The sequence below is a fragment of the Pseudomonas cerasi genome (assembly GCF_900074915.1).
In the GTDB taxonomy this organism is placed as follows: Bacteria; Pseudomonadota; Gammaproteobacteria; order Pseudomonadales; family Pseudomonadaceae; genus Aquipseudomonas; species Aquipseudomonas cerasi.
In genome coordinates this window covers 3057420-3080788 of the sequence record NZ_LT222319.1, presented here as the reverse complement: position 1 = coordinate 3080788, position 23369 = coordinate 3057420, and the positions used below count along the sequence as shown (strand labels likewise).

Annotated in this window: 17 protein-coding genes; 8 read left to right on the top strand and 9 right to left on the bottom strand. The window is 59.8% G+C overall.

Going from position 1 to position 23369, the window contains the following annotated elements:
* The first annotated feature begins 144 nt into the window (after positions 1-144).
* From PCPL58_RS16150 to nfuA, 3 genes are all read left to right on the top strand, one after another.
* A complete protein-coding gene (locus PCPL58_RS16150; protein WP_065349905.1) occupies positions 145-2457 on the top strand; it encodes a fatty acid cis/trans isomerase in 2313 nt (770 codons plus the stop codon).
* Positions 2458-2637: 180 nt separating this feature from the next.
* Positions 2638-3660: an acyltransferase family protein gene (locus PCPL58_RS16145; protein ID WP_003369396.1), complete on the top strand. Its 1023-nt coding sequence runs from the start codon at positions 2638-2640 to the stop codon at positions 3658-3660.
* 70 nt (positions 3661-3730) lie between these two features.
* A complete protein-coding gene (nfuA, locus tag PCPL58_RS16140; protein ID WP_002553665.1) occupies positions 3731-4324 on the top strand; it encodes a Fe-S biogenesis protein NfuA in 594 nt (197 codons plus the stop codon).
* A gap of 96 nt (positions 4325-4420) precedes the next feature.
* On the opposite strand, the gene PCPL58_RS16135 is transcribed toward nfuA, so the two are convergent.
* From PCPL58_RS16135 to PCPL58_RS16120, 4 genes are read right to left on the bottom strand one after another with little or no spacing between them, the layout of a single operon-like run.
* Complete coding sequence (locus tag PCPL58_RS16135; RefSeq protein ID WP_065349904.1) at positions 4421-6370, bottom strand: acetyl-CoA carboxylase biotin carboxylase subunit; 1950 nt, start codon at positions 6368-6370, stop codon at positions 4421-4423.
* Complete coding sequence (locus PCPL58_RS16130; RefSeq protein ID WP_065351066.1) at positions 6367-7242, bottom strand: gamma-carboxygeranoyl-CoA hydratase; 876 nt, start codon at positions 7240-7242, stop codon at positions 6367-6369. The genes PCPL58_RS16135 and PCPL58_RS16130 overlap by 4 nt, the downstream gene beginning before the upstream one ends.
* Before the next feature lie 14 nt (positions 7243-7256).
* Positions 7257-8864: a carboxyl transferase domain-containing protein gene (locus tag PCPL58_RS16125; RefSeq protein ID WP_054081473.1), complete on the bottom strand. Its 1608-nt coding sequence runs from the start codon at positions 8862-8864 to the stop codon at positions 7257-7259.
* Between the two features lie 13 nt (positions 8865-8877).
* Complete coding sequence (locus PCPL58_RS16120) at positions 8878-10041, bottom strand: isovaleryl-CoA dehydrogenase (protein ID WP_065349903.1); 1164 nt, start codon at positions 10039-10041, stop codon at positions 8878-8880.
* A 216-nt stretch (positions 10042-10257) separates the two neighbouring features.
* Here PCPL58_RS16120 and PCPL58_RS16115 point away from each other — a divergent pair, with 216 nt between their 5' ends.
* A complete protein-coding gene (locus PCPL58_RS16115; protein WP_065349902.1) occupies positions 10258-10515 on the top strand; it encodes a hypothetical protein in 258 nt (85 codons plus the stop codon).
* A gap of 285 nt (positions 10516-10800) precedes the next feature.
* Here the strand turns inward: PCPL58_RS16115 and PCPL58_RS16110 are convergent, their stop codons facing one another.
* The 3 genes from PCPL58_RS16110 to PCPL58_RS16100 all read right to left on the bottom strand — a co-directional run bounded on the left by PCPL58_RS16110 (position 10801) and on the right by PCPL58_RS16100 (position 13216).
* Positions 10801-11700: a hydroxymethylglutaryl-CoA lyase gene (locus PCPL58_RS16110; protein WP_065349901.1), complete on the bottom strand. Its 900-nt coding sequence runs from the start codon at positions 11698-11700 to the stop codon at positions 10801-10803.
* Positions 11701-11729: 29 nt separating this feature from the next.
* On the bottom strand, positions 11730-12122 hold the full coding sequence (locus tag PCPL58_RS16105; RefSeq protein WP_042930746.1) for a MerR family transcriptional regulator: 393 nt from the start codon (positions 12120-12122) through the stop codon (positions 11730-11732).
* Between the two features lie 164 nt (positions 12123-12286).
* Positions 12287-13216, bottom strand: coding sequence for a LysR family transcriptional regulator (locus PCPL58_RS16100; RefSeq protein WP_065349900.1), 930 nt, complete (start codon positions 13214-13216; stop codon positions 12287-12289).
* Positions 13217-13400: 184 nt separating this feature from the next.
* On the opposite strand from PCPL58_RS16100, the gene PCPL58_RS16095 reads away from it, so the two are divergent.
* On the top strand, positions 13401-14630 hold the full coding sequence (locus tag PCPL58_RS16095) for an acyl-CoA dehydrogenase (RefSeq protein WP_065349899.1): 1230 nt from the start codon (positions 13401-13403) through the stop codon (positions 14628-14630).
* A gap of 11 nt (positions 14631-14641) precedes the next feature.
* On the opposite strand, the gene PCPL58_RS16090 is transcribed toward PCPL58_RS16095, so the two are convergent.
* Complete coding sequence (locus PCPL58_RS16090; RefSeq protein WP_065349898.1) at positions 14642-15985, bottom strand: substrate-binding domain-containing protein; 1344 nt, start codon at positions 15983-15985, stop codon at positions 14642-14644.
* A gap of 154 nt (positions 15986-16139) precedes the next feature.
* The gene (gene xthA, locus PCPL58_RS16085) at positions 16140-16952 is read right to left on the bottom strand and encodes an exodeoxyribonuclease III (protein ID WP_065349897.1); all 813 of its coding nucleotides are present in this window, start codon (positions 16950-16952) and stop codon (positions 16140-16142) included.
* Between the two features lie 192 nt (positions 16953-17144).
* Here xthA and PCPL58_RS16080 point away from each other — a divergent pair, with 192 nt between their 5' ends.
* Genes PCPL58_RS16080 through PCPL58_RS16070 form a run of 3 tightly spaced genes read left to right on the top strand, consistent with a single transcriptional unit; the run spans position 17145 to position 23286 of the window.
* Complete coding sequence (locus PCPL58_RS16080) at positions 17145-17816, top strand: GNAT family N-acetyltransferase (RefSeq protein WP_003345438.1); 672 nt, start codon at positions 17145-17147, stop codon at positions 17814-17816.
* Positions 17817-17875: 59 nt separating this feature from the next.
* A complete protein-coding gene (locus PCPL58_RS16075; RefSeq protein WP_065349896.1) occupies positions 17876-19600 on the top strand; it encodes an autotransporter assembly complex protein TamA in 1725 nt (574 codons plus the stop codon).
* Entirely contained in the window at positions 19597-23286 is a 3690-nt protein-coding gene (locus tag PCPL58_RS16070) for a translocation/assembly module TamB domain-containing protein (RefSeq protein WP_065349895.1), read from the top strand. Before PCPL58_RS16075 ends, PCPL58_RS16070 begins: the two co-directional genes overlap by 4 nt.
* Positions 23287-23369: the final 83 nt, after the last annotated feature.

Here is a 23369-nt window from a genome sequence, read left to right as displayed (position 1 = left end):
AGAAGGTCGATTCTTTAAAGAACGGGATGATAGCAAACCGGAACGGTTTTGGTGTTGTTGCGCCTTTTGCATGAAAATCATTCATGTTGGAGCGAGTGATGCCCTTGTAGAATTATGCCATTTTAATATCAGAGCCCACGGGATATGCCGCACCGTTTGTTGGCAAGCGTCGCCTTGCTTTTTATCTGCTGTGCTGCCAAGGCTCAGACTCCTGCACCCCCCGTCATACCGGCATCCCCGGCGATTTCCTATGTGAAGGACATCCAGCCGATCCTCACCGAGAAGTGCGTTGCCTGCCACGCCTGCAATGACGCTCCCTGCCAGTTGAATCTGGGCAGTGGCGAAGGTGTGAGCCGTGGCGCCAGCAAAGTCCCTGTCTATCAGGGCGAACGCAGCGAGGCGGTTGCGCCGACGCGTCTGTTTTATGATGCACGTGATACCGACGCGTGGCGCGGCAAGGGCTTCTATTCAGTACTGGAAGCCCAGGGCAGTCAGGCGGCATTGATGACGCGCATGCTTGATCTGGGCCGCAGCGCACCTTTGCCAGCCAACAGCAGGATTCCGGATGATATCGCCCTGGGGATCAATCGCGAAAACGTCTGCCCGCTGCCCGGCGAATTCAATGCCTATGCGGCTGCCCACGCGCAACAGGGCATGCCGCTGGCGGTCGCCGGACTGACCGATGCCGAATACCAGACCCTGCAGCGCTGGCTGGCCGCCGGTGCGCCGGTCGAGCAGCAGACCATTACCCCGAGTGTCACCGAGGCCGCGCAGATCAATGCCTGGGAGGCGCAGCTCAACGAACCTGGCGCGAATCAGGCGCTGGTCGGTCGCTGGCTGTTCGAACATCTGTTCCTGGCGCACATCTATTTCGAAGGCGGTGAGGCGGGGCACTTCTTCCAGTGGGTGCGCTCGCGAACTCCGAGCGGCAAACCTGTGGACCTGATCGCTACCCGTCGTCCCGACGACGATCCGGGCAGCGACTTCTATTACCGGTTGATCCCCGTGCAAGGTGTGATCGTTCACAAGACCCACATTACCTACGCCATGAGCCCGCAGAAACTGGCGCGGGTCAGGCAGTTGTTCTATGGGGCCGACTGGAAAGTCAGCGCATTGCCGGGTTACGGCCCTGGCCATCGTGCCAATCCGTTTCTGACCTTCGAAGCCATCCCTGCGGTGGCGCGTTATCAGTTCATGCTCGACAACGCGGAGTATTTCGTTCGCACGTTCATTCGCGGGCCGGTCTGTCGCGGGCAGATCGCCACAGACGTGATTCGCGATCAGTTCTGGGTGCTGTTCCAGGACCCGTCGCACGATCGCTACATCACCGATGCGACGTATCGCGGGGAGGCCACGCCATTGCTGGCCATGCCGGGGCAGAACGATGACGTGGGCAGCGTGCTGAGCCTGTGGCTGTCCTACCGCGACCGGCGCAATGAGTATGAAAACCTGCGCCGCGACAGTTACGCGAAAATGCCAGCGCCGGGCTGGAGCACGCTGTGGGCAGGCAATGACAATGCCTTGCTGACCGTTTTCCGCCATTTCGACAGTGCGTCGGTCAATAAAGGGCTGATTGGCGACGTGCCGCACTCCATGTGGCTGTTCGACTACCCGCTGCTGGAGCGCACCTATTATCAGTTGGCGGTGAACTTCGATGTCTATGGCAATGTTTCACATCAAGCCCAGACGCGGCTGTATTTCGATTTGATCCGCAACGGTGCCGAGATCAATTTCCTGCGCCTGATGCCTGCCGACCTGCGTGAAGACATGCTCAGTGATCTTTATCAGGAGGGCGGCAAAATCAAGATGTGGCTGGATTACCAGAAGATCGACGACGATACGCCGACTGGCATCAAGCTCGATGAAAAGGCCGCAAAGCGTGACTTTGCGTCCAGGCTGATCGAGCGCTTCGGCACTTTGAATGCCGCACCTGACCCGATCAACCGCTGCATCGGGGCGTATTGCTCGCGGCCTGGCCTCGACAGCAGCTTTGCCCAGGCAGAACAGGCGCTGAGCCGATTGACGTCGCGTCCTGCTGCGGGTCTGAAGGTCATCGATCAGTTGCCGGAAGCGAGCATGCTGCGCATCGAGGGCGGCAATGGCAAGCGCGTGATCTACAGTATGTTGCGCAACCGCGCGCACAGTAATGTCGCGTTTCTGCTGGGCGAGTCGTACCGCTATATTCCGGGCCTGGACACACTGACTGTCTACCCGGGCGTGCTCAGCAGTTATCCGAATTTCATCTTCAATATTCCGGTCGCACAGGTGCCGGCCTTTGTCGATGCCATGCAGCAGAGCAAGGATCAGGCGAGTTTCGAACAAATCGTCCAGCGTTGGGGCATCCGTCGTACTCATCCACTGTTCTGGAGTTACTTCCACGATCTGAATCGCTACGTTCAGGAAACTGAACCACGCGAAGCGGGCGTGCTGGACATGAATCGCTACGAGAACCTCTGAAAAACCGGGGCTTCACGCCGCAGGCCCTTGTGCAACATGGCCTGCGGCCATCTTTACTTCCTGAACGAAATGTATCTTGCGCGACCTTTTTTTCAAAAAGGTGGTCCGAAATGGTGCGCGTCATAGGCCGGTTTATTCAGCGGCTCATGATTGAAAGTCAGGAAGTAGAGGTTTTTAGTGATGTTGATTTCAGTTCAGGCCCTACGGGCGTTCGCAGCGTGGGTCGTGGTGTGTCATCACTTCATGCAGATTTTTTTCGATTTCAAGGCCAGTGGTCCGGTAGGGCAGTTCTTTGTGTCAAAGGGTGCGGTCGGCGTCGATATCTTCTTCGTCATCAGTGGTCTGGTGATCTTCTTGTCGACGCAGAACAGCGACATGCCAGCACGGCGCTTTATTCTGCATCGTCTGATTCGCATCGTTCCGGCCTATTGGCTGTACACCGCCGCCATGGCGTTGCTGCTGCTGATTGCAGCGCCGATGCTCCCGCATCAGGTCATCGGGTGGCAGAACTTCCTCTTGTCACTGGTCTTCATTCCTTCCGAAAACCCCGGTGGTTATGGTCTCTACCCGACGCTCAACGTTGGCTGGACGCTCAACTATGAGATGTTTTTCTACCTGCTGTTCTCGATGGTGTTCCTCTTCCAACAGCGTCACCGGCCGCTGATCATTGCCGCAGCGCTGTTTGCGGTCAGTGAGGTTCTGGCTCGCGCCGGGCTGATCAGCCGCTTCTACGGCAACGACATCATTTACGAATTCCTGCTGGGTATCGGCATCGGCATCCTCTATCGCCGTGGCTGGATCAAACCGGCGCTGTGGCTGCCGATGGCAGGCATTGCGGTCGGGCTGTATGCGATCAATAACCTGACCAACGAGCAGCGCCTGCTCAATTGGGGCCTGCCGAGTGCCTTGATCGTGCTGTCGTGCATCTCGCTGGAACCGTATTTCCAGGGCAATCGCCTGCTCAAGGTGTTGGGTGACTGCTCTTATTCGGTGTACCTGCTGCACGTTTTGGTGCTGTACGGCGGCTTGCTGATGGCGCAGCGCTTTGGCCTCAGCCCCTATGTGGTTTTCGCGTTCTGCGTGCCGATCATCGCCATCGGTGCCTGGGTCAGTTATGAGTGGATCGAGAAGGGCCTCTACCGCCGGATGAAAGCCTGGCTGGATGGACGCCGGGCGCTCGGTCAGGCGCAGGCATTAACCTGACAAAAATACTAGGACTTTGTGTGAAGCGGCCGATTGGCGTAAACTGCACGCACGTCTGCGAGGAATTTTCATGACCGCTATCACTATTACCGATGCCGCCCACGATTATCTGGCCGATCTGCTGGAAAAGCAGAATACCCCGGGCATTGGCATCCGCGTATTTATCACCCAGCCCGGCACTCAGTACGCCGAAACCTGCATTGCCTACTGCAAGCCGGGTGAAGAAAAACCGGAAGACAAGGCCATCGGCCTTAAGAGCTTCACGGCCTGGATCGACGGCTTCAGCGAGGCCTTTCTGGACGATGCAGTGGTCGACTACGCCACCGACCGGATGGGCGGCCAGCTGACCATCAAGGCGCCGAACGCCAAAGTGCCAATGGTCAATGCCGACAGCCCGATCAACGAGCGTATCAATTACTACCTGCAAACCGAGATCAATCCGGGCCTCGCCAGTCATGGCGGTCAGGTCACGCTGATCGACGTGGTCGAGGAAGAGGCGAAGAATATCGCCGTGCTGCAGTTCGGTGGCGGTTGCCAGGGCTGTGGTCAGGCCGATGTCACGCTGAAGGAAGGTATCGAGCGCACACTGCTTGAGCGTATTCCCGAGCTGTCGGGCGTTCGCGATGTTACCGACCATACGCAGAAAGAAAACGCCTACTACTAAGCGGCTCTTTTTGGCAAGGAAGTTGCTAAACGAAAGTTGCTGCACGAAAACGCCCTGACTGTTCAGGGCGTTTTCATGTGCGGCGGTTGACGAGCGTCAGTCCAGCTCCACCAGTATCGCGCCTTCGTTGACCATCTCGCCCTCATGACAGTAGAGCGCGGTAATCACCCCGGCGCTGGCGGCGCGGATGCTGTGTTCCATCTTCATGGCTTCCAGCACCACCAGTTGCGCACCAGATTCGACAGCCTGACCCACTTCAACCAATACCCGTACGATGCTGCCATTCATCGGTGCCGTCAGGCCTGCATGCTGACCGTCACCGACGTCTGCCTGAGCGATGGTGTCCAGCCGGATGACGCTGTGCAGCTCGTCTTGCCATTCGAGGTACAGCGTATTGCCGCGCCGTATCGCCAAGTGTCGTTGGCGCATACCGTTGTGCTCGACCTGCAGATGCTCGCCACTCAGAGTGAATAACGACGGGCTGCTGTTGTGCAGGCAGGTGTTGCGGGTCTGACCGTTGCAGCTCAGTCGCAGATCCGTCTGCGCGGGCAGGCCGGCGCGAAAGCCACTGCCGACTGACCAGGGCGAATACGGATCGGCTTGATCGATGCGTGCCGGTTCGCTCTGGCTGAAGGCCTCGGCGGCGGCCTGCCAGAATGTCTCGTCCGGCTCATCGGTTTGCGGCAACAGTTGCGTCTGATAACGGGGAATGAAGCCGGTATCAAGCTGCGCGGCGGCGAACGCTGGATGCGCGATGATTCTGCGCAGAAACGCCAGGTTGGTCCGGACTCCGCCCACGGCAAACTCATCGAGCATGGCCAGCAGGCGCAGACGGGCTTGCTCGCGGTCTTCACCCCAGGCAATCAGCTTGCCGAGCATCGGGTCGTAGAAGGGCGAAATGTTATCGCCCTCGGCAACGCCGCTGTCCACACGCCTGCCGGGGCCGGGGGCAGGCTCTCTGTAGAGCTCCAGGGTGCCGGTTGCCGGGAGAAAGTCGTTGGCCGGGTCTTCGGCGTATAGACGGACTTCGATGGCGTGGCCGGTCAGGGGCACCTGCTCCTGGGTGATGGGCAGCGATTCGCCTCTGGCGACGCGGATCTGCCATTCCACCAGGTCCAGCCCCGTGATGTACTCGGTGACCGGGTGTTCCACCTGCAGGCGGGTATTCATTTCCATGAAGAAAAACTCGCCGCGTGCGTCCAGAAGGAACTCGACTGTACCTGCACCCACGTAGCCAATGGCTTGCGCGGCTTTCACTGCGGTTTCGCCCATGGCTTTGCGCAATGTAGCTGTCAGGCCGGGCGCTGGTGCTTCCTCGACGACCTTCTGGTGTCGGCGTTGAATGGAGCAATCGCGCTCATTGAGGTACAGGCAGTGGCCATGCCGGTCGGCAAATACCTGTATCTCGACGTGGCGCGGGGTGAGCACGTATTTCTCCACCAGCATTCTCGCGTCACCGAACGAGGACAGCGCCTCGCGTTGCGCGGAAGCCAGCGCTTCGGCCAGTTCGCCAATCTGCTCGACCACTTTCATGCCTTTGCCGCCGCCACCTGCGGTGGCTTTCAACAGCACCGGATAGCCGATGCGCTCGGCCGCAGCGCGGAATGTTTCGATGTCCTGTGCTTCACCGTGGTAGCCAGGCACCAGAGGCACGCCTGCCTTTTCCATCAATGCCTTGGCGGCGGATTTGCTGCCCATGGCATCGATGGCCGAGGCGGGTGGACCGAGGAAAATCAGCCCGGCGTTTTCGATGGCGCGCGCAAAATCGGCATTTTCAGACAGAAAACCGTAGCCGGGATGGATCGCGTGCGCGCCACTCGCCCTGGCGGCTTCGACAAGCTTGTCTATAGCCAGATAACTCTCTGCAGCCTTGCTGCCGCCAAGGTCGACGCAGATATCGGCCTCGCGGCTATGCCGTGCGTTACGATCAATGGCGCTGTGCACGGCGACCGTGGTGAGGCCCATGTTTTTCGCCGTGCGCATGATGCGGCAGGCAATCTCGCCGCGGTTGGCAATCAGCAGCGTGGTCAGCTCGGGCGTGCTCATGACTGCGAGTCCTTGTGTGGGTCGTGCCGGGCTGCCGAGGCTACGGCAACGGGATCGCCAGGTGGCTGATGGATGACTGGCTGCCAGCCGGGCGTACGTTTTTGCAGGAAGGCGCGCAGGCCTTCCTGTCCTTCGGCACTGGTACGGATGCGCGCAATGGCGCTTTCACAGTAGCGACGCAGCGCGGGGGTCAGCTCACCGTTGCCGACTTCGCGCAGCAGCTCCTTGCTGACGCGCATGGCCTGCGGGCTGTTGAGCAACAGGTTGTCGACCCATTGCTGCGTTTGGTCTTGCAGCTCTGCAGCCGGGTAGCACTCGGCGATCAGGCCGATCTGCTGCGCCCGCTGGCCGTCAAAGCGCTCGGCCGTGAGGGTGTAGCGTCGCGTGGCGCGTTCGCCGATGGCCTGTACCACGAAAGAACTGATGACCGCTGGCGCCAGGCCGATGCGCACTTCGGACAGGCAGAACTGCGCATCCACCGCTGCAATGGCCATGTCACAGCAACCGATCAGGCCCAGCGCACCGCCGAATGCTGCGCCCTGTACCACGGCGAGCGTCGGGATTTTCAGCTTGGCGAGGCCGTACATCAGCTCTGCCAGTTCGCGGGCGTCATCCAGGTTGGTGTTGTAGTCCAGGTCTGCTGCCTGCTGCATCCACGCCAGGTCGGCACCGGCACTGAAATGCCGGCCACGGCCGCGCAACAGCAGGAAACGCAGGCTGGCATCGCCTTGCACCTGCTCCAGCGCGATAATCAGCTCGCGGATCATCTGCGCGTTGAAGGCGTTGTTCTTGTCTGGTCGATTCAGCCACAGCGTGGCAAAGCCACGTGGGTCGTTGATCAGCTCTATGGTTGCGAAGGAGGTCGAAGTCATGGTCATTTCCCGGCTCACATTCGGAACAGGCCGAAAGTGGTAGGTTCGATGGGCGCGTTGAGCGAGGCGGAGAGGGCAAGCGCGAGAATATCGCGGGTTTGTGCCGGGTCGATGACCCCGTCGTCCCACAGGCGGGCGCTGGAATAGTAAGGATGACCCTGATGCTCGTACTGATCGAGAATCGGCTGCTTCAGTTCGGCCTGCTGTTCGGCGCTGAACGCCTGGCCAGCCCGTTCCGCCTGTTCGCACTTGACCTGCACCAGCACGCCGGCAGCCTGTTCGCCGCCCATCACGCCGATCCGAGCGTTGGGCCACATCCATAGAAAGCGCGGGTCGTAAGCGCGGCCACACATGCCGTAGTTTCCTGCGCCGAAACTGCCGCCAATGATCACCGTGAATTTCGGCACCCTGGCGCAGGCCACGGCGGTCACCAGCTTGGCGCCATGCTTGGCGATGCCGCCGGCTTCATACTTCTGGCCGACCATGAAGCCGGTGATGTTCTGCAGGAACAGCAGGGGGATGCCTCTCTGGCAAGCGAGCTCGATGAAGTGCGCGCCTTTCTGGGCTGCTTCTGCGAACAGGATGCCATTGTTGGCGAGAATCGCGATCGGGTAGCCGTGCAGGCGCGCGAAGCCACACACCAGCGTGGTGCCGAACAGGGCCTTGAATTCGTCGAGTACCGAGCCGTCCACCAGGCGTGCGATGACTTCCCGTACATCGAAGGGCTGTTTTGTGTCGACGGGGATGATGCCGTACAGGTCATTGCCGGGGTACAGCGGTGCAATGGGCGCGACCGTGTTCAGTTGACCCTGCTTGCGCCAGTTCAGATTGGCGATGCTGCGTCGCGCCAATGCAAGTGCGTGATCGTCGTTGTCCGCGTAGTGGTCGGCCACACCGGACGTGCGGCAGTGCACATCGGCACCACCCAGCTCTTCGGCGCTGACCACTTCGCCGGTCGCTGCCTTGACCAGTGGCGGGCCGGCCAGGAAGATCGTGGCCTGCTGGCGGACCATGATCGCCTCGTCGGCCATAGCCGGTACGTATGCGCCACCGGCGGTGCAGGAGCCCATGACCACCGCGATCTGGGCAATTCCTTGTGCACTCATGTTGGCTTGATTGAAGAATATCCGTCCGAAATGTTCGCGATCCGGAAATACCTCATCCTGACGTGGCAGGTTGGCGCCGCCTGAGTCCACCAGATAGATGCATGGCAGGCGGTTCTGCTGGGCGATCGTTTGCGCGCGCAAATGCTTTTTGACGGTCAGCGGGTAATAGGAGCCGCCTTTGACCGTGGCATCGTTGGCGATGATCATGCATTCGACGCCCTCGACCCGGCCGATTCCGGCGATCACGCCAGCGGCCGGCACCTCTTCGCCGTACACCTCATGCGCAGCCAGTTGGCCGATTTCCAGAAACGGCGAGCCGGTGTCCAGCAAGCGGTTGATACGCTCGCGCGGCAGCAACTTGCCGCGTGAAGTGTGACGCTCCTGTGCTTTGCGGCCGCCCCCTTGCTGGACGTTGCTCAACAGCGAGCGCAGTGCTTCGACCTGCTTGAGCAGGGCGTCGCGATTGAGGATGAATTCCGGCGAGCGGGTGTTGATTCGGGTCTGCAGGATGGTCATGGTGGCTCCGCAATCAACGGGTTTCGTTGAACAGTTCGCGACCGATGAGCATGCGCCGGATTTCACTGGTGCCTGCGCCGATCTCGTAGAGTTTGGCGTCGCGCAACAGTCGGCCCGCCGGGAACTCGTTGATGTAGCCATTGCCGCCCAGAATCTGGATGGCTTCCAGCGCCATCTGCGTGGCGCGCTCGGCGCTGTACAGGATCACCCCGGCAGCGTCCTTGCGAGTGGTCTCGCCGCGGTCGCAGGCCTGGGCCACCGCGTACAGGTAGGCCCGGCTGGCATTGAGCTGGGTGTACATGTCTGCGACCTTGCCCTGAATCAGCTGAAACTCGCCGATACTCTGGCCGAACTGCTTGCGGTCGTGAATGTAGGGCACCACCACGTCCATGCACGCCTGCATGATCCCGGTGGGACCGCCGGAGAGCACGACGCGCTCGTAATCGAGGCCGCTCATCAGCACCCTGACGCCACCATCAAGCACGCCCAGCAGGTTCTCTTCGGGCACCTCGACATCATCGAAAAACAGTTCGCAGGTGTTGGAGCCGCGCATGCCCAGCTTGTCGAACTTGCTGCCGCGCGAGAAGCCTTTCCAGTCGGGTTCGACGATAAACGCACTGATGCCGTGGGCTGCCTTTTCCAGGTCGGTCTTGGCGTAGATCACGTAGGTGTTGGCATCCGGCCCGTTGGTGATCCAGGTCTTGCTGCCGTTGAGCACATAACGATCACCGCGCTTGTCGGCGCGCAGTTTCATCGACACCACGTCCGAGCCAGCATTGGGTTCGCTCATGGCCAGTGCGCCAACGTGTTCGCCGCTGATCAGCTTGGGCAGGTAACGGGCCTTTTGTGCCGGGCTGCCATTGCGATTGATCTGGTTAACGCACAGGTTGGAATGGGCGCCATAGGACAGCGCCACGGATGCCGAGCCACGGCTTATTTCTTCCATCGCCACGACGTGCGCCAGATAACCCAGGCCCGCGCCACCATATTCCTCGCTGACAGTAATCCCCAGTACGCCCATTTCACCGAACTTGCGCCACATGTCGGCGGGGAACAGGTTGTCCTTGTCGATCTGCGCGGCGCGCGGGGCAAGCTCTGCGGCGACGAAAGACTGCAGCTGATCACGCAGCATGTCGATGGTTTCGCCCAAGGCGAAATTCAGGCTGGGGTAACTCATGGGGCGTTCCTTTTTGTTCTTGAATGACGCTTTGTTCGTGGGTCGGTTGTGGCGTGTACCAGCTATGACCTTTACGTTAACGTAAACCTGTAGGATTGTGCTGTCAACGCCGATGCCGATGTGAACAAAGCGTGATCGGACTGTAGTGTTCAATCATGAGAGAAGAGGGCGGAACGCCGGAAAGCACGAAGGGGAGCCTGGGCTCCCCTTCAAGGTATGTTGCTATGCTCTTTTTTGTTTTTCGGGAGGCCTGTTGTTGTTTTTGGCGACCTGGCCCTTCACATCTTTTTTGAGCGATCCGCATGCGGGACCAAGAGCAAACGTATTTTTTTGAGCGCTGATGACACTTTCATCGTAGTGATCCAACCAGTTCGGCAGCTGCCTTGGGGCAGTTTTATTGTTCTCTGTCTGGCTGCGAACGACTTGCCAGGCAAGCGGTTCGGAAAAGCTATCCACTTCAAAAAAATCTGTTAGCTACGTCTCTGTCCGTGTTGTTCTTGTTATGTCAGAGCCGGTACGTGTTGTTTTTATTGGGTTACTGCGTGTTTTTATTTTTGTTGTACGAAGGATATAGCAGGACCCGTGCCAGTTTTTCAAAACCCCTGTAATACCGGGGGATGACCTTGTTTTTCCGGCATCGGACCGTTTGATTCTGCGGTCGAGTGTTTCCGTGTTACCCGTTTGTCTCGACTCGACGCGGGGCAGAGTAACACTCTGTGGCAAGTTGTCGCACCCTGTTACCGACAGACGACGACAGCGTTACGCAGACAATCTGGCCTTTGCTACACGAGAGCCATTGCTACGGTGCAGCACGTCGCAGATGCGCTGGCCCGCCGCGATGACCTGGTCCAGATCGACGCCGGTTTCGATACCCAGCCCCTGCAACATATACAGCACGTCTTCAGTGGCCACATTGCCGCTGGCGCCCTTGGCGTAAGGGCAGCCACCGAGGCCGGCCACGGAGCTGTCGAACACCTGGATGCCTTCCTCCAGGCTTGCGTAGATATTCACCAATGCCTGGCCATAGGTGTCATGGAAGTGGCCAGCCAGCTTGCCGCGCGGTATCTGCGCAGCCACGGCGTTGAACAATGCCCGTGTAGCGCCCGGCGTGCCGGTTCCGATGGTGTCGCCCAAGGAAATTTCATAGCAGCCCATCGCGTGCAGTTCGTTGGCGACCGTCGCGACCTGTTCGGGCGAAACACTGCCCTCGTAAGGGCAGCCCAGCACGCATGACACATACCCTCGAACCTGCACACCATGCATGCGTGCTGCTTCCATGACAGGCGCGAAGCGCTCCAGGCTTTCGCTGATCGAGCAGTTGAGGTTGCGTTGCGAGAACCCTTCGGTCGCCGCCGCGAACACCGCGACCTCCCTGACGCCGGCCGCCAAGGCATCTTCAAAGCCACGCAGATTTGGCGCCAGCGCCGAGTAGATGACGCCCTCACGACGCTGGATGCGTTCGAGCACCTGTGCAGAGCCCGCCATCTGCGGAACCCATTTGGCCGAGACAAAACTGCCGACCTCGATATGGCCCAGCCCGGCTGCCGTCAGGTCATCCACCAGGCGCACCTTGTCGTCGACACTGATGGGTTGTGCTTCATTCTGCAGGCCGTCACGCGGGCCGACTTCAACGAGATTCACCTTTTGCGGAAGGGACATGGCAGCGCCTTTGTAGTCAGTGCGAATGGTCAGAGTGGGGCGGCAGCGGTTTTATCGAGTGCGGCTCGGCAGCGCTCTTCGGCGGTATCCAGCTCCAGCTGCATCTGGTGGATGTCCAGCAACTGCTGTTCCAGCTGATCACGGCGTTCGGCGATCTTGTCCAGCATGGTCTGCAACTGCTTCTGGTTACCGCCGGCAGGGTCGTATAACGAGATCAGTTCCTTGCACTCGGCCAGGGAAAAACCGATGCGTTTGCCACGCAGGATCAGTTTCAGGGTGACCTTGTCACGCGCCGTATAGATACGCTCCAGGCCCTTGCGTTCAGGGCTGAGCATGCCTTGCTCTTCGTAAAAGCGTATGGCGCGGGTGGTGATGTCCAGCTCGCGGGCGAGCTCGGAAATACTGTAGGTCTGACTGCTCATGGCGTGGCTCGGAAAGGTATACAGCCGCAAAGCTAAGGGTTGCTTTACGTATACGTCAAGCTGTGTGGCGGTGCCAAAGGTCGAGAGGTCACACTCCGGCACTTAGAAATCACATTAACTAATCGATTTAAATGCTTATAAATCATTGGCTTGTATTTTCTATTTCATGTCTTTTCGAGGCTCTGCTCCTGCGACACAACCCGCTGCGAGAGCTCGATGATCTGTTCTCGCATCCAGCGATTGGCCGGGTCCTGATCGGTGCTTTCATGCCAGTACAGGTGGGTTTCGACCGAGGGAACATCAGCTACTGGCAGGTAGACATAGTGCAAGTCGTTACGACGGGCGAAGCGCTCGGGTACGGTCATGACCATGTCGGTCTGCTGCAGCACCTGAGTTGCCATCATGTAGTGCTGCGAGCGCAATGCGATCCTGCGCTGGATGCCCATCTTGCCGAGCGCCAGATCCACATGACCCAGCCCGCTGCGGCGGCTGGAAATATGGATATGCGCCTGGCTCAGGTAATCGTCGAGGGTCAGAATGGCCTTGTTCGCCAATGGATGGCCCTTGCGCATGCCACACACATAACGGTCCTCCATCAGCTTCACATGCCGCACTTGCGGGTCAGTGTTGAGCGGCGCGTCCACGGCGAAGTCGAGGCGCCCGGCAGCCAGTTCCTTGGTGGTTTCCCGGCGCTTGGACAGAAAGCTTTCGATGGTCACCGCAGGTGCCAGGCGTCGCAGGCGCTGGAACAGCGCGGGCAGGATCACCGCTTCGGTCAGGTCGGTCATGCTGATGCGGTAGTTCTTGTTGGCCTGTAACGGGTTGAAGATGCGGCTTTCCTGCACCGATACCCTGAGCAACGAAAGCGCATTGCGCACCGGGCCAATGATGTTCTGCGCCATCGGTGTCGGCACCCTGCCTTGTGCCGTGCGCACGAACAGCGGGTCATTGAAGGTCTCGCGCAACCGCGCCAGTGCGTTGGAGACCGCAGGCTGGGTGATGCCGACAATCTGTCCGGCGCGGGTCAGATTGGCTTCGGTATAAATGGCGTCGAAGACAATGAAGAGGTTGAGATCGACCTTGTTCAGGTTCATTGATGGGGCGCCTCGTGCCGTTATTGTGATTGACTGTTTAGAGGGGCGTAATGCCGCAATGGTGATGGATCATATATCGGTTATGAATGTTTATACACGCTGAGAATAGATTAGATAAATGTGCAGCGGTTCTCTAGCATCGCGTTCATGACTTCGACAACCCGATCGACACGGTGGCGACCCCATGGATTTTGCGTATTCCCCGAAGGTGCAGGCCCTGCGTGAGCGCGTCACGGCGTTCATGGATGCATACGTCTATCCGGCCGAGCCGGTTTTCGAGCGGCAAGTGGCCGAAGGGGATCGCTGGCAGCCCACGGCAATCATGGAAGAGCTCAAGGCCCGTGCCAAGTCGGAAGGCTTGTGGAATCTGTTCCTGCCAGACTCCGGGTTTGGCGCCGGCCTGAGTAATCTGGAGTACGCGCCGCTGGCGGAAATCATGGGTCGCTCACTGCTCGGTCCCGAGCCCTTCAATTGCTCGGCGCCCGACACCGGCAACATGGAGGTACTGGTCCGCTATGCCAGTGAGGACCAGAAAACCCGCTGGCTCGAACCGCTGCTGCGCGGTGAGATTCGCTCTGCCTTTGCCATGACCGAGCCCGACGTGGCCTCATCGGACGCCACCAATATGGCCGCGCGCGCTGAGCGTGACGGTGACCAATGGGTCATCAACGGACGCAAGTGGTGGACCTCCGGTGCCTGCGACCCGCGCTGCAAAATCCTGATATTCATGGGCCTGAGCAATCCTGAGGGGCCGCGCCATCAGCAGCATTCGATGATTCTGGTGCCGGTCGATACGCCCGGCGTAAAGATCGTGAGGCCACTGCCGGTGTTCGGCTATGACGATGCGCCCCATGGCCATGCCGAAGTGCTGTTCGAAAACGTCAAGGTCCCGTTCGAAAACGTGCTGCTTGGTGAAGGGCGAGGGTTTGAAATCGCTCAGGGAAGGCTAGGACCAGGGCGCATTCACCACTGCATGCGCTCGATCGGCATGGCGGAGCGGGCGCTGGAGCTGATGTGCAGGCGTTCCATTGACCGCGTTGCGTTCGGCAAACCGTTGGCCAAGCTGGGCGGCAATATCGACCTGATCGCCGACTCGCGCATGGAGATTGACATGGCACGCCTGCTGACCCTGAAAGCGGCGTACATGATGGACACCGTCGGCAACAAGGTTGCCAGAAGCGAAATCGCGCAGATCAAGGTGGTTGCCCCCAACGTGGCGCTGAAGGTCATAGACCGAGCGATTCAGATGCACGGTGGCGCCGGGGTTTCCAATGATTTCCCGCTGGCCTACATGTACGCCATGCAGCGTACCCTGCGTCTGGCTGACGGCCCGGATGAAGTGCATCGCGCTGCCGTCGGCAAGTATGAACTGGGCAAATATATGCCGGCAGATCTGGCGCGCAGCCAACTCTAGCTGTCAGCCAATTACTGCACCCAGACTTCGACGCGACGGTTCTTGATCCGGCCGTCGTCGATATCATTGGTGGCCACCGGCATCTCGTCACCCAGGCCAACGATATCGCGGAACGTCACGCCACTTTTCAGCAGTTCCCGGCGCACGGCCATGGCACGCAGCCTGGAAAGCAGGGCGGCACGCTCCGGGTCGCTCTTGGCGTCGCCGAAGCCGACCAGCGTTACATGCCGGTCCAGTTTGTCGCTGGATTTCAGGTAATCCGCGACCCGCTTGAGGTCCTGCTGCGCCTTGTTGTCCAGGCGTGCGCTGCCTTGGGCAAAGCGGAAGTTGACGGACAGGCGTTCGGCCTTGCGTGCCAGCGCCTGGTAATCGGGGGGCATCTGCGCGGTAGGCTGCACCTTGAGCACCTGCACGGTCTGCGCGACAAAACCGCTCTGCGCGACGATGGCCTGGCCGTCGGCGCTCTGCGCGAAACGGACCAGCGCCTGCGCCCAGCGCTGATGGGCCGAGGTGGGCACATAAAAGTACAGTCGTCGCGACAACGGATAGTCTTCGGTGGCAATCAGGCTGACGGTCGGCAGCATGGGCCTGGAATCGCCGTCGGCTATGGCCACCGCCTTGGCGCGGCGGATGGAAGGCAGGCCGATGAAGCCGATGCCATTGATGTCCTTGCTGACTTCGTCGGAGAGCTGTTCGCTGGATTCGAATCGCGCGGCGCTGCCGAGCAGGGTCTTACCGTATTTGCTCAGTACAAGGTCCTTGAACGTCTCGTAGGTGCCGGACTTTTCATCGCGAACATAGAGATGGATGGCGCCTGGATTGCCACCGATCTCACTCCAGTTTCTGACTTCGCCACTGAAAATGCGCGCCAGTTGAAGGGTATCCAGTTGTCTCAGCGGATTGGCGGGATGCAGGATCACTGCAACGCCGTCGATGGCAATGGTTTGCTCGCTGGCTGCGCTTTTCAGGTCACCGAGGCTGGCCAGATCTTTGGCCTCCTGATCCTTGATCGGTCGAGAGGAGGCCGCGACATCCGCACTGCCGGCTTTCAGCGCAGTGAAACCGGTGCCTGAGCCATGGGCGGCGACTTCGACACTGACGGGTTGACCGGCGGCCGTGGTTCCGATGACGCGCTGTTCATTGAGGGTGTTGCCGGGAAGGGTCTGTACCGATTGCAGACCTTGCTGGCGCATCAATCCTTCGACCAGCGCAGGTCCGAGTTGGGCATTGATGGTGTTGGAGCCTTGAATGCGCAACGCCGGTATATCGCCAGCAGGCAGCGGCAGTGCGGCTTGCGCGAAAGCGGGCAGGGTGGCGCTCGACAGAATGAGCGCCGTAAGCAAAGCGCGCAGCATCGGCGTCACCATGAATCACGGGAGGGTGCCGGGAGAATAAGTCAGAGAGATTGCCGGAATATGACAATTTCAGGGTCTGTGCGTGTTTCAGCTTTCAGCGCGACCCACCCCTTATAAGGAAGGATCGCGCAGGAGGAGCCTGGGAGGGGATCAGTCAGCTGAGTTCCAGCCAGATGGGCGCGTGATCGGACGGTTTTTCCATTCCGCGCAAATCGTAATCCACACCCGCTTCCTTGATGCGTGGCTGCAGACAGGTAGAGGTCATGATCAGATCGATGCGCAGGCCGCGTTTGGGCTCGTCTTCAAAGCCACGGCTGCGATAGTCGAACCAGCTGAAGCGGTCGACGACTTCCGGATACAGGTGCCGAAAGCTGTCCACCAGCCCCCAGTTTTTCAGGCGCTCCATCCACTCCCGCTCTTCAGGCAGAAAGCTGCACTTGCCGGTTTTCAGCCAGCGTTTGGCGTTGTCGGCGCCAATGCCGATATCGCAATCCTGCGGAGAGATATTCACGTCGCCCATGACGATCAGCGGCTGATCGTTACTGAAGTGGCCTTCGAGCAGTGTTTGCAGGTTCTCGTAAAAGCGCTGTTTGGCGGGGAATTTGGTCGGGTGGTCGCAGCTCTCGCCCTGTGGAAAGTAGCCATTCATGATGGTTACCGGCTGGCCGTTGCTGTCGGCGTAAGTCCCCCAGATGAAACGCTTCTGGGATTCCTCGTCGTCGCCTTCGAAACCCTTGTGCAGGGCCAGTGGCGCGTTGCGAGACAGCAGAGCGACACCGTAATGGCCTTTCTGGCCGTGGAAGTGAACGTGATAGCCCAGCGCTTCGACTTCCGCCTGGGGGAATTGCTCGTCCGAAACCTTGGTTTCCTGAAGACCGATCACGTCAGGTTGATGTTTGTCGATCAGCGCCGCCAGCTGATGCGGTCGAGCGCGCAGACCATTGATGTTGAACGAGACGATTTTCATAAAGCAGCGGTCCTGAGCAAAAACAAACAGCGATGCTAGCCGACCTGTGGTTTCAGGACCAGTGCCGTGTCGGAAGCGCAGGCCAGGGGGTGTCTGGATAATTCGTTGGAACTGTTATCAATGGCCATCACTCGAAAGCCTGCTTGCCAAAACCGCTGCGCCAGACGCAGTTCCGTTAACACGAGGCCTTTTATGTCCCTACCTGCTGCCATCACGGGTGAAATTCGCCAACTCGACAGTGGTTATTCCCGTGAAACCCGCTCCTTGCTGTTCAGGGCCTACCGGCACGATCCGACATTTGCCTATCTGTTCAACGCCGAGCGTGAGGGATATGAGCAACGTGTGTTGGCGACCATTCGCCAGCTGGTCAAACAACACTTTCTACAAAACCAGCCTGCGCTGGGCCTGTTCCTGCAGGACCGTTTGGTCGGCGTAGCGCTGATCGCACCGCCGCAGCGTCGTCTGGGTGTCACCGAAAGCTGGGCCTGGCGTCTGCGCATGGTGATGGACACCGGTCTGGGCTGCACTCAACGCTATCTGGCCTATTACAACGCAGTGCTCGCCTGTGTGCCGTCGGAAACCGTGCATGTGCTGCCGTTGATAGGCCTTGATCCGGAGTTCCAGGGGCAGAAGCTCGGCCAGGACCTGAGCGAGCAACTGCTGGCAGCGTTGCATGACTGGTGCGCAGTGGATGAACACTCCCAGGGCATCGTGGTCGATACCGGCAATCCGCGTTATCTGGAATTCTATAAGCGACAGGGCTACGAAGAGATCGGTGAAATTGCTGTAGGCCCTGTCCGAGAGCATGTGTTTTTTCATCCGAACCCTCAGGTTTCACTGCCGGTCCCTGACGTAATGGCCTGAATATCCGACAATTCGTGGGCTTCCAGTGCAGCCTGTCGATCGTGGTAGCATCTACGCCCATGAAGCTTTTCAGACTATTCAGCAGCGTGTTCCTGATGACCATGAGTGCGGCGGCGCTTGCCCAGGCCCGCCTCGACGTCAGGATCAAGCCTGCCAATCCGCAACTCAAGGCCAGCGTCGAAGGGTATGTCGGTGATTTGGGCGAGCGTGACGTCCAGGCGCTGCGTAATTTCAGCCTCGGCGCTGAGCAACAGGCGGAAAAAGCCGCTCAGGCGCTGGGTTATTACCAGGCGCAGATCGACAGTGAGATCAAGGACGGAGATCAACCCAGCCTGGTGATCAACATCCAGCCGGGCGAGCCCATTCACCTGCGTAACGTGGTGATCCGGGTCGAAGGGCCGACGGCAGCAATGAAGGCCTTTCGTGTGCCGAGCAGCGACGCGCTGAAAAGCGGCGCGGTGTTGAACCACGGCAACTATGAAGACGCCAAGCGCCTGATCCAGAATCAGGCCTCGCGCTACGGATTTTTCAGTGGCCATTTCACCAGTCAGCGTCTGGCCATCGATCCGCGGGCCGGTGTGGCCGATATCGAACTGGTTTATGAAAGCGGACCGCGCTACACGCTCGGCAAGGTCATGTTCAGCGGCGACGCGCCATTTGATGACGATCTGCTCAAGCGCATGGTGCCGTTCAAGGAGAACACGCCCTACGACTCCCAACTGATTGCCGAACTGACCCAGGCGATGCAGGGCAGCGGCTATTTCGAGGGCGTACGGGTCGATGCGGCGCCCACCGCAGCGCAAAACCAGGTCATTCCGGTGACCGTCCAGCTCGAAACCCGTAAACCTCGTACCATGGGCCTGGGTCTGGGCTATTCGACCGACGTCGGCCCGCGCGGCAAAGCCAACTGGACCCGGCACTGGGCCAACCCGCAGGGCCACAGTTACGGTTTCGAATCCGAGATATCCGCGCCACGGCAGAATATCGGCCTGTGGTACGACGTGCCACTTGATCCGCCGCTGACCGACAAATTGCGCTACGCCGGCGGGTATCAGTACGAAGAGATTGCCGGAACCGACAGCCTCAGCAAGTTGCTGACTGCCGGGCAGGAATGGCACAGCAAGCTGCCCAGCGGTTGGGAACGGGTCATATCCCTGAAATGGCAGCGTGAAGAATATCGCCTGGGTGATGACGCCGGCCTCAGTACGCTGCTGATGCCCGGTATCAGTTACTCGTATCTGCGCAGTGACAATCGCATCGACCCGCACCAGGGTTATCGCCTGCAATTCGATACGCAGGTGGCCAAGGAGGGCATGTTGTCTGACGCTAACCTGGTGCATGCCAATGTGCTGCTCAAAGGGCTGACCACCGTCGCGCAAAATCACCGCTTTCTCGGTCGCGTGCAGTTTGGCGGCAACCTTACGGACGGTTACACCTCGATACCGCCATCGCTGCGCTTTTTTGCCGGCGGCGATCAAAGCGTGCGCGGCTATGACTATCAGAAGCTGTCACCGACCAATTCTGACGGCGACCGTATCGGCGGCCGGTATATGTTTGCCGGTAGCGTCGAATACCAATATTCCATTGCTGACAAATGGCGCCTGGCGACCTTCATCGATCAGGGCAACTCGTTCAACAGCCTGGACAAGCCAGACCTGAAAACCGGGGTGGGTTTCGGCGTGCGCTGGGTATCTCCAGTGGGCCCGCTGCGTCTCGATCTGGCCCACGCGCTGGACGATGATGGCGGAATCCGTCTGCACTTTTCGATGGGGCCGGAGCTTTGAACACGTCGAACATCACCCGCGGAGCCAAGGTCGTCGGGCTGGGACTTGTCGCATTACTGCTGCTTGTGGTCATTATTGTCGCGCTGCTGCTGGGCACCCACACGGGCAGCCAGTGGGCCCTGGCTCGGGTACCCGGCGTACAGCTGGAAAACTTTCAGGGGCGACTGGGTAGCCAGTGGAGCGCCGAGCGTCTGGTATGGCAGCAGGGCGCAGACCATGTCGAGGTTCAATCCGTCGATTTCGCCTGGACGCCTGCCTGCCTGTTGAAGATGACGCTGTGCATCGACCGTCTGCATGCGCAGCAGGTGCTGATGCACTTCCCGCCGAGCGATACGCCCGCCAGCGACGGCCCGATCCAGTTACCGACGCTCAGGTTACCGCTGGCGCTGCAACTGGGTGATATACAGCTGGGTGGTCTGCAACTGGATGGCGTCGAACAATTGCGCGATCTCAAGCTGGCAGCGCACTGGACAGCCGAAGGCTTGAAGATCGACAGTGCGCACCTGCAACGTGATGCGCTTGTGCTGGACCTCAATGGCCTGCTGAAACCCGAGGGCGACTGGCCACTCAGTGTGCAAGGTCAACTGCAACTTCCACCACAGGATGGCCAGCCCTGGGCGCTGGCGCTGGATATTCAGGGCGACCTGCTGAAAACGCTGCAACTCAAGGCGGACAGCAGCGGCTACCTGCCGGGTTTGCTGACCGGCGAGTTGCAACCCCTGGCCGAACACCTTCCTGCACGCATCAAGCTGACGGCCGAGCACTTCAAACCCAGTGCTGCATTGCCTGATACGTTGCAGCTGGACCAGTTGCTGCTGACCGCCGAAGGCAATCTTGACTCGGGCTATCTGATAGATGGCAGCGCCAACCTTCCCGCAGAGAAAGGTCCTGTCGCGTTGTCATTGAAAGGAAACGTGGATGCCAACGGCGCAACCATCGCCGGACTCGATCTGGCCGCCGATGATCAGCAGCGTCTGGCTATCAACGGCAAGATGAACTGGCAGCGCGGTTTTTCTGCAGATGCGAGCATCGACTGGCTGGATTTCCCCTGGCAGCGCCTGTATCCATTGGCGTCAGAGCCTCAAGTGGCATTGCATGCCTTCAAGGGCGATATTTCCTATACCGATGGCAAATACCTCGGCAATTTCAACGCCAGCCTCAAAGGGCCTGCCGGTGCATTCACCCTGGTCAGCCCGTTCAGCGGCAATCTGCAAGAGATCCATCTGCCGCAACTGGAACTGGTCGCAGGGCAGGGCAAGGCCAGCGGTTTCCTGAACCTGCAATTCGCTGACGGCATCGGCTGGGATACGGCTCTGGACCTGAGTGCGTTGGACCCTTCATTCTGGGTTGCCGAACTGCCCGGCACACTGGCAGGCCCGTTGCGCAGCAAAGGTCAGATGCGCAACGCGCAGCTTGAACTCAGCGCAGACCTCGATTTGAAAGGGCGTTTGCGTGGTCAGCCGGCGCTGCTGCAAGCCAAGGCTGACGGCCATGATCAGCAATGGAATGTCAGCAGCCTGAGCATCCGCCTCGGCGACAACCGTATTCAAGGTGCGGGTAGCCTGCAGGAGCGTCTCAAGGGGCAGCTGGACCTGGATCTGCCGCGTCTGGCCCAGCTTTGGCCACGCTTGCAGGGGCAAGTCAAAGGCCGGCTGGACTTGGCCGGAACGCTACAGGCGCCCCAGGGGCAATTGGCCTTGCAGGGCAGCCAGCTCGCCTTGCAGGACAATCGTCTGCAGACTCTCACGCTCAACGCCAGACTGGATCAGGCGCAGCGCGCGATCATCAACCTGAAAGGTGCCGGTATTCAGGCTGGCGATACCCAGCTGGGCACCTTGCTGGTAGACGGTCAGGGCACACTCAAGAGCCAGCAGCTGAAGCTGGATCTGCAAGGACCGCTGCTCAAGCTGGCCATCGGCCTTGACGGTGGCCTGGACAAGGGTGATTGGCGAGGCCGACTGGCCAGCGGTACGGTGCAGAGCGGCGGGCAGAACTGGCGTTTGCAGCAGCCGGCGAAGATCGAGCGTCTGGCCGATGGCCGGCTCAACTTTGGTGCCCATTGCTGGTTGTCCGGGGGCGCCAGCCTGTGTGGCGGCGATCAGCGCCTGATGCCGGAGCCTCATCTGCGTTATCAGCTCAAGAATTTCCCCCTGGACAGCCTGGCGCAATGGATGCCCAAGGATTTTGCCTGGAAGGGCGCGTTGAATGCAGACGTGCAACTCGACATTCCGGCAGCTGGCCCCAGCGGCAAGGTCACGATTGACGCCGGAGGCGGCACGCTGCGGGTACGCAACAACAACCAGTGGCTGGACTTCCCTTATCAGACGCTGAAACTGGCCACCACGCTGGCGCCCAAACGCATCGACACGCGTCTCGACTTTGAGGGCGGCAAGCTGGGAAGGCTGTTGCTCAACGCACAGATTGACCCGCTGGCCAAGGACAAGACCCTGGCGGGCGACTTCAATCTCTCGGGGCTGGATATCTCGGTGGCACGTCCTTTCGCGCCGATGGTGCAGAAACTCAATGGGCGTCTGAATGGCAATGGCCGGTTGTCAGGCACGTTGCTGGCGCCACTGGTCAACGGCAACGTGACGCTTGAAGGGGGTGAAGTGGCGGGGGCAGAGCTGCCTATGGAACTGCATGACCTCAAGGTCCAGGCGTTGATTGCCGGAGAAAGCGTACAGCTCAACGGCGGCTGGAAAAGTGGCAGCACCGGGCAGGGCAGCATAGGCGGTCAGGTGGCTTGGGGGCAAAGCCTGAATGTCGATGTGAGCCTCAAGGGCTCGCGCCTGCCGATCAATGTCGAACCCTATGCGGCGGTAGAGGCGGCGCCTGACCTGAAAATCTCCATGCAGGGCGAGCGACTGGCGATCTCCGGCAAGGTGCTGGTGCCCAAGGGCGCGATTACCGTACGCGAGTTGCCGCCGTCCACTGTGAAGCTCTCCGGTGACACAGTGATCGTCGGACAGCAGACCGAGGAGGGCGCTCCGCCGCTGGCCGTGGCGATGGATATCGATGTGGAAGTCGGCCAGGAAAAGCTCAGTTTCAGCGGGTTCGGGCTCACCGCCAATCTGGTCGGGCATGTACACATTGGTGACAATCTGGACACTCGTGGCGAGCTCAACCTGAACGACGGTCGTTATCGTGCCTACGGTCAACGGCTGACCATACGCAAGGCGCGTCTGCTGTTTGCCGGCCCGGTCGACCAGCCTTATCTGGACATCGAGGCGATTCGCCAGACCGACGACGTGATTGCCGGTATCCGCCTGACCGGCAGCGCCGAGCAGCCCACCACCGAGGTGTTTTCCGAGCCTGCGATGAGCCAGGAGCAGGCGCTTTCCTATCTGGTCATGGGCAGACCGCTCAGCACTTCCGGCGAAGACAACAACATGGTCGCTCAGGCTGCGCTGGCAATGGGTGTTGCGGGCAGCTCGTCGACCACCGGCAAGCTCGCAGACAATCTGGGTATCAAGGATTTCGAGCTGGACACTTCGGGAACCGGCGACAAGACCAATGTGGTTGCCAGCGGCAAGATCACCGACAAGCTCAGCCTGCGTTATGGCGTAGGCGTGTTTGAACCGGCCAATACCATTGCCTTGCGCTACCTGCTCAGTAAGCGCGTGTACCTCGAGGCCGCGAGTGGTGTTGCCAGCTCGCTGGATATTTTCTATAAAAGGGACTTCTAGGCGAGGGCTGGTGGCGGTAACGGCGCGGCCCTGTGCCGAACCGCCTGGCCTTTCTCGAGCGTCCCTCTTGCAACTGCAAGTCC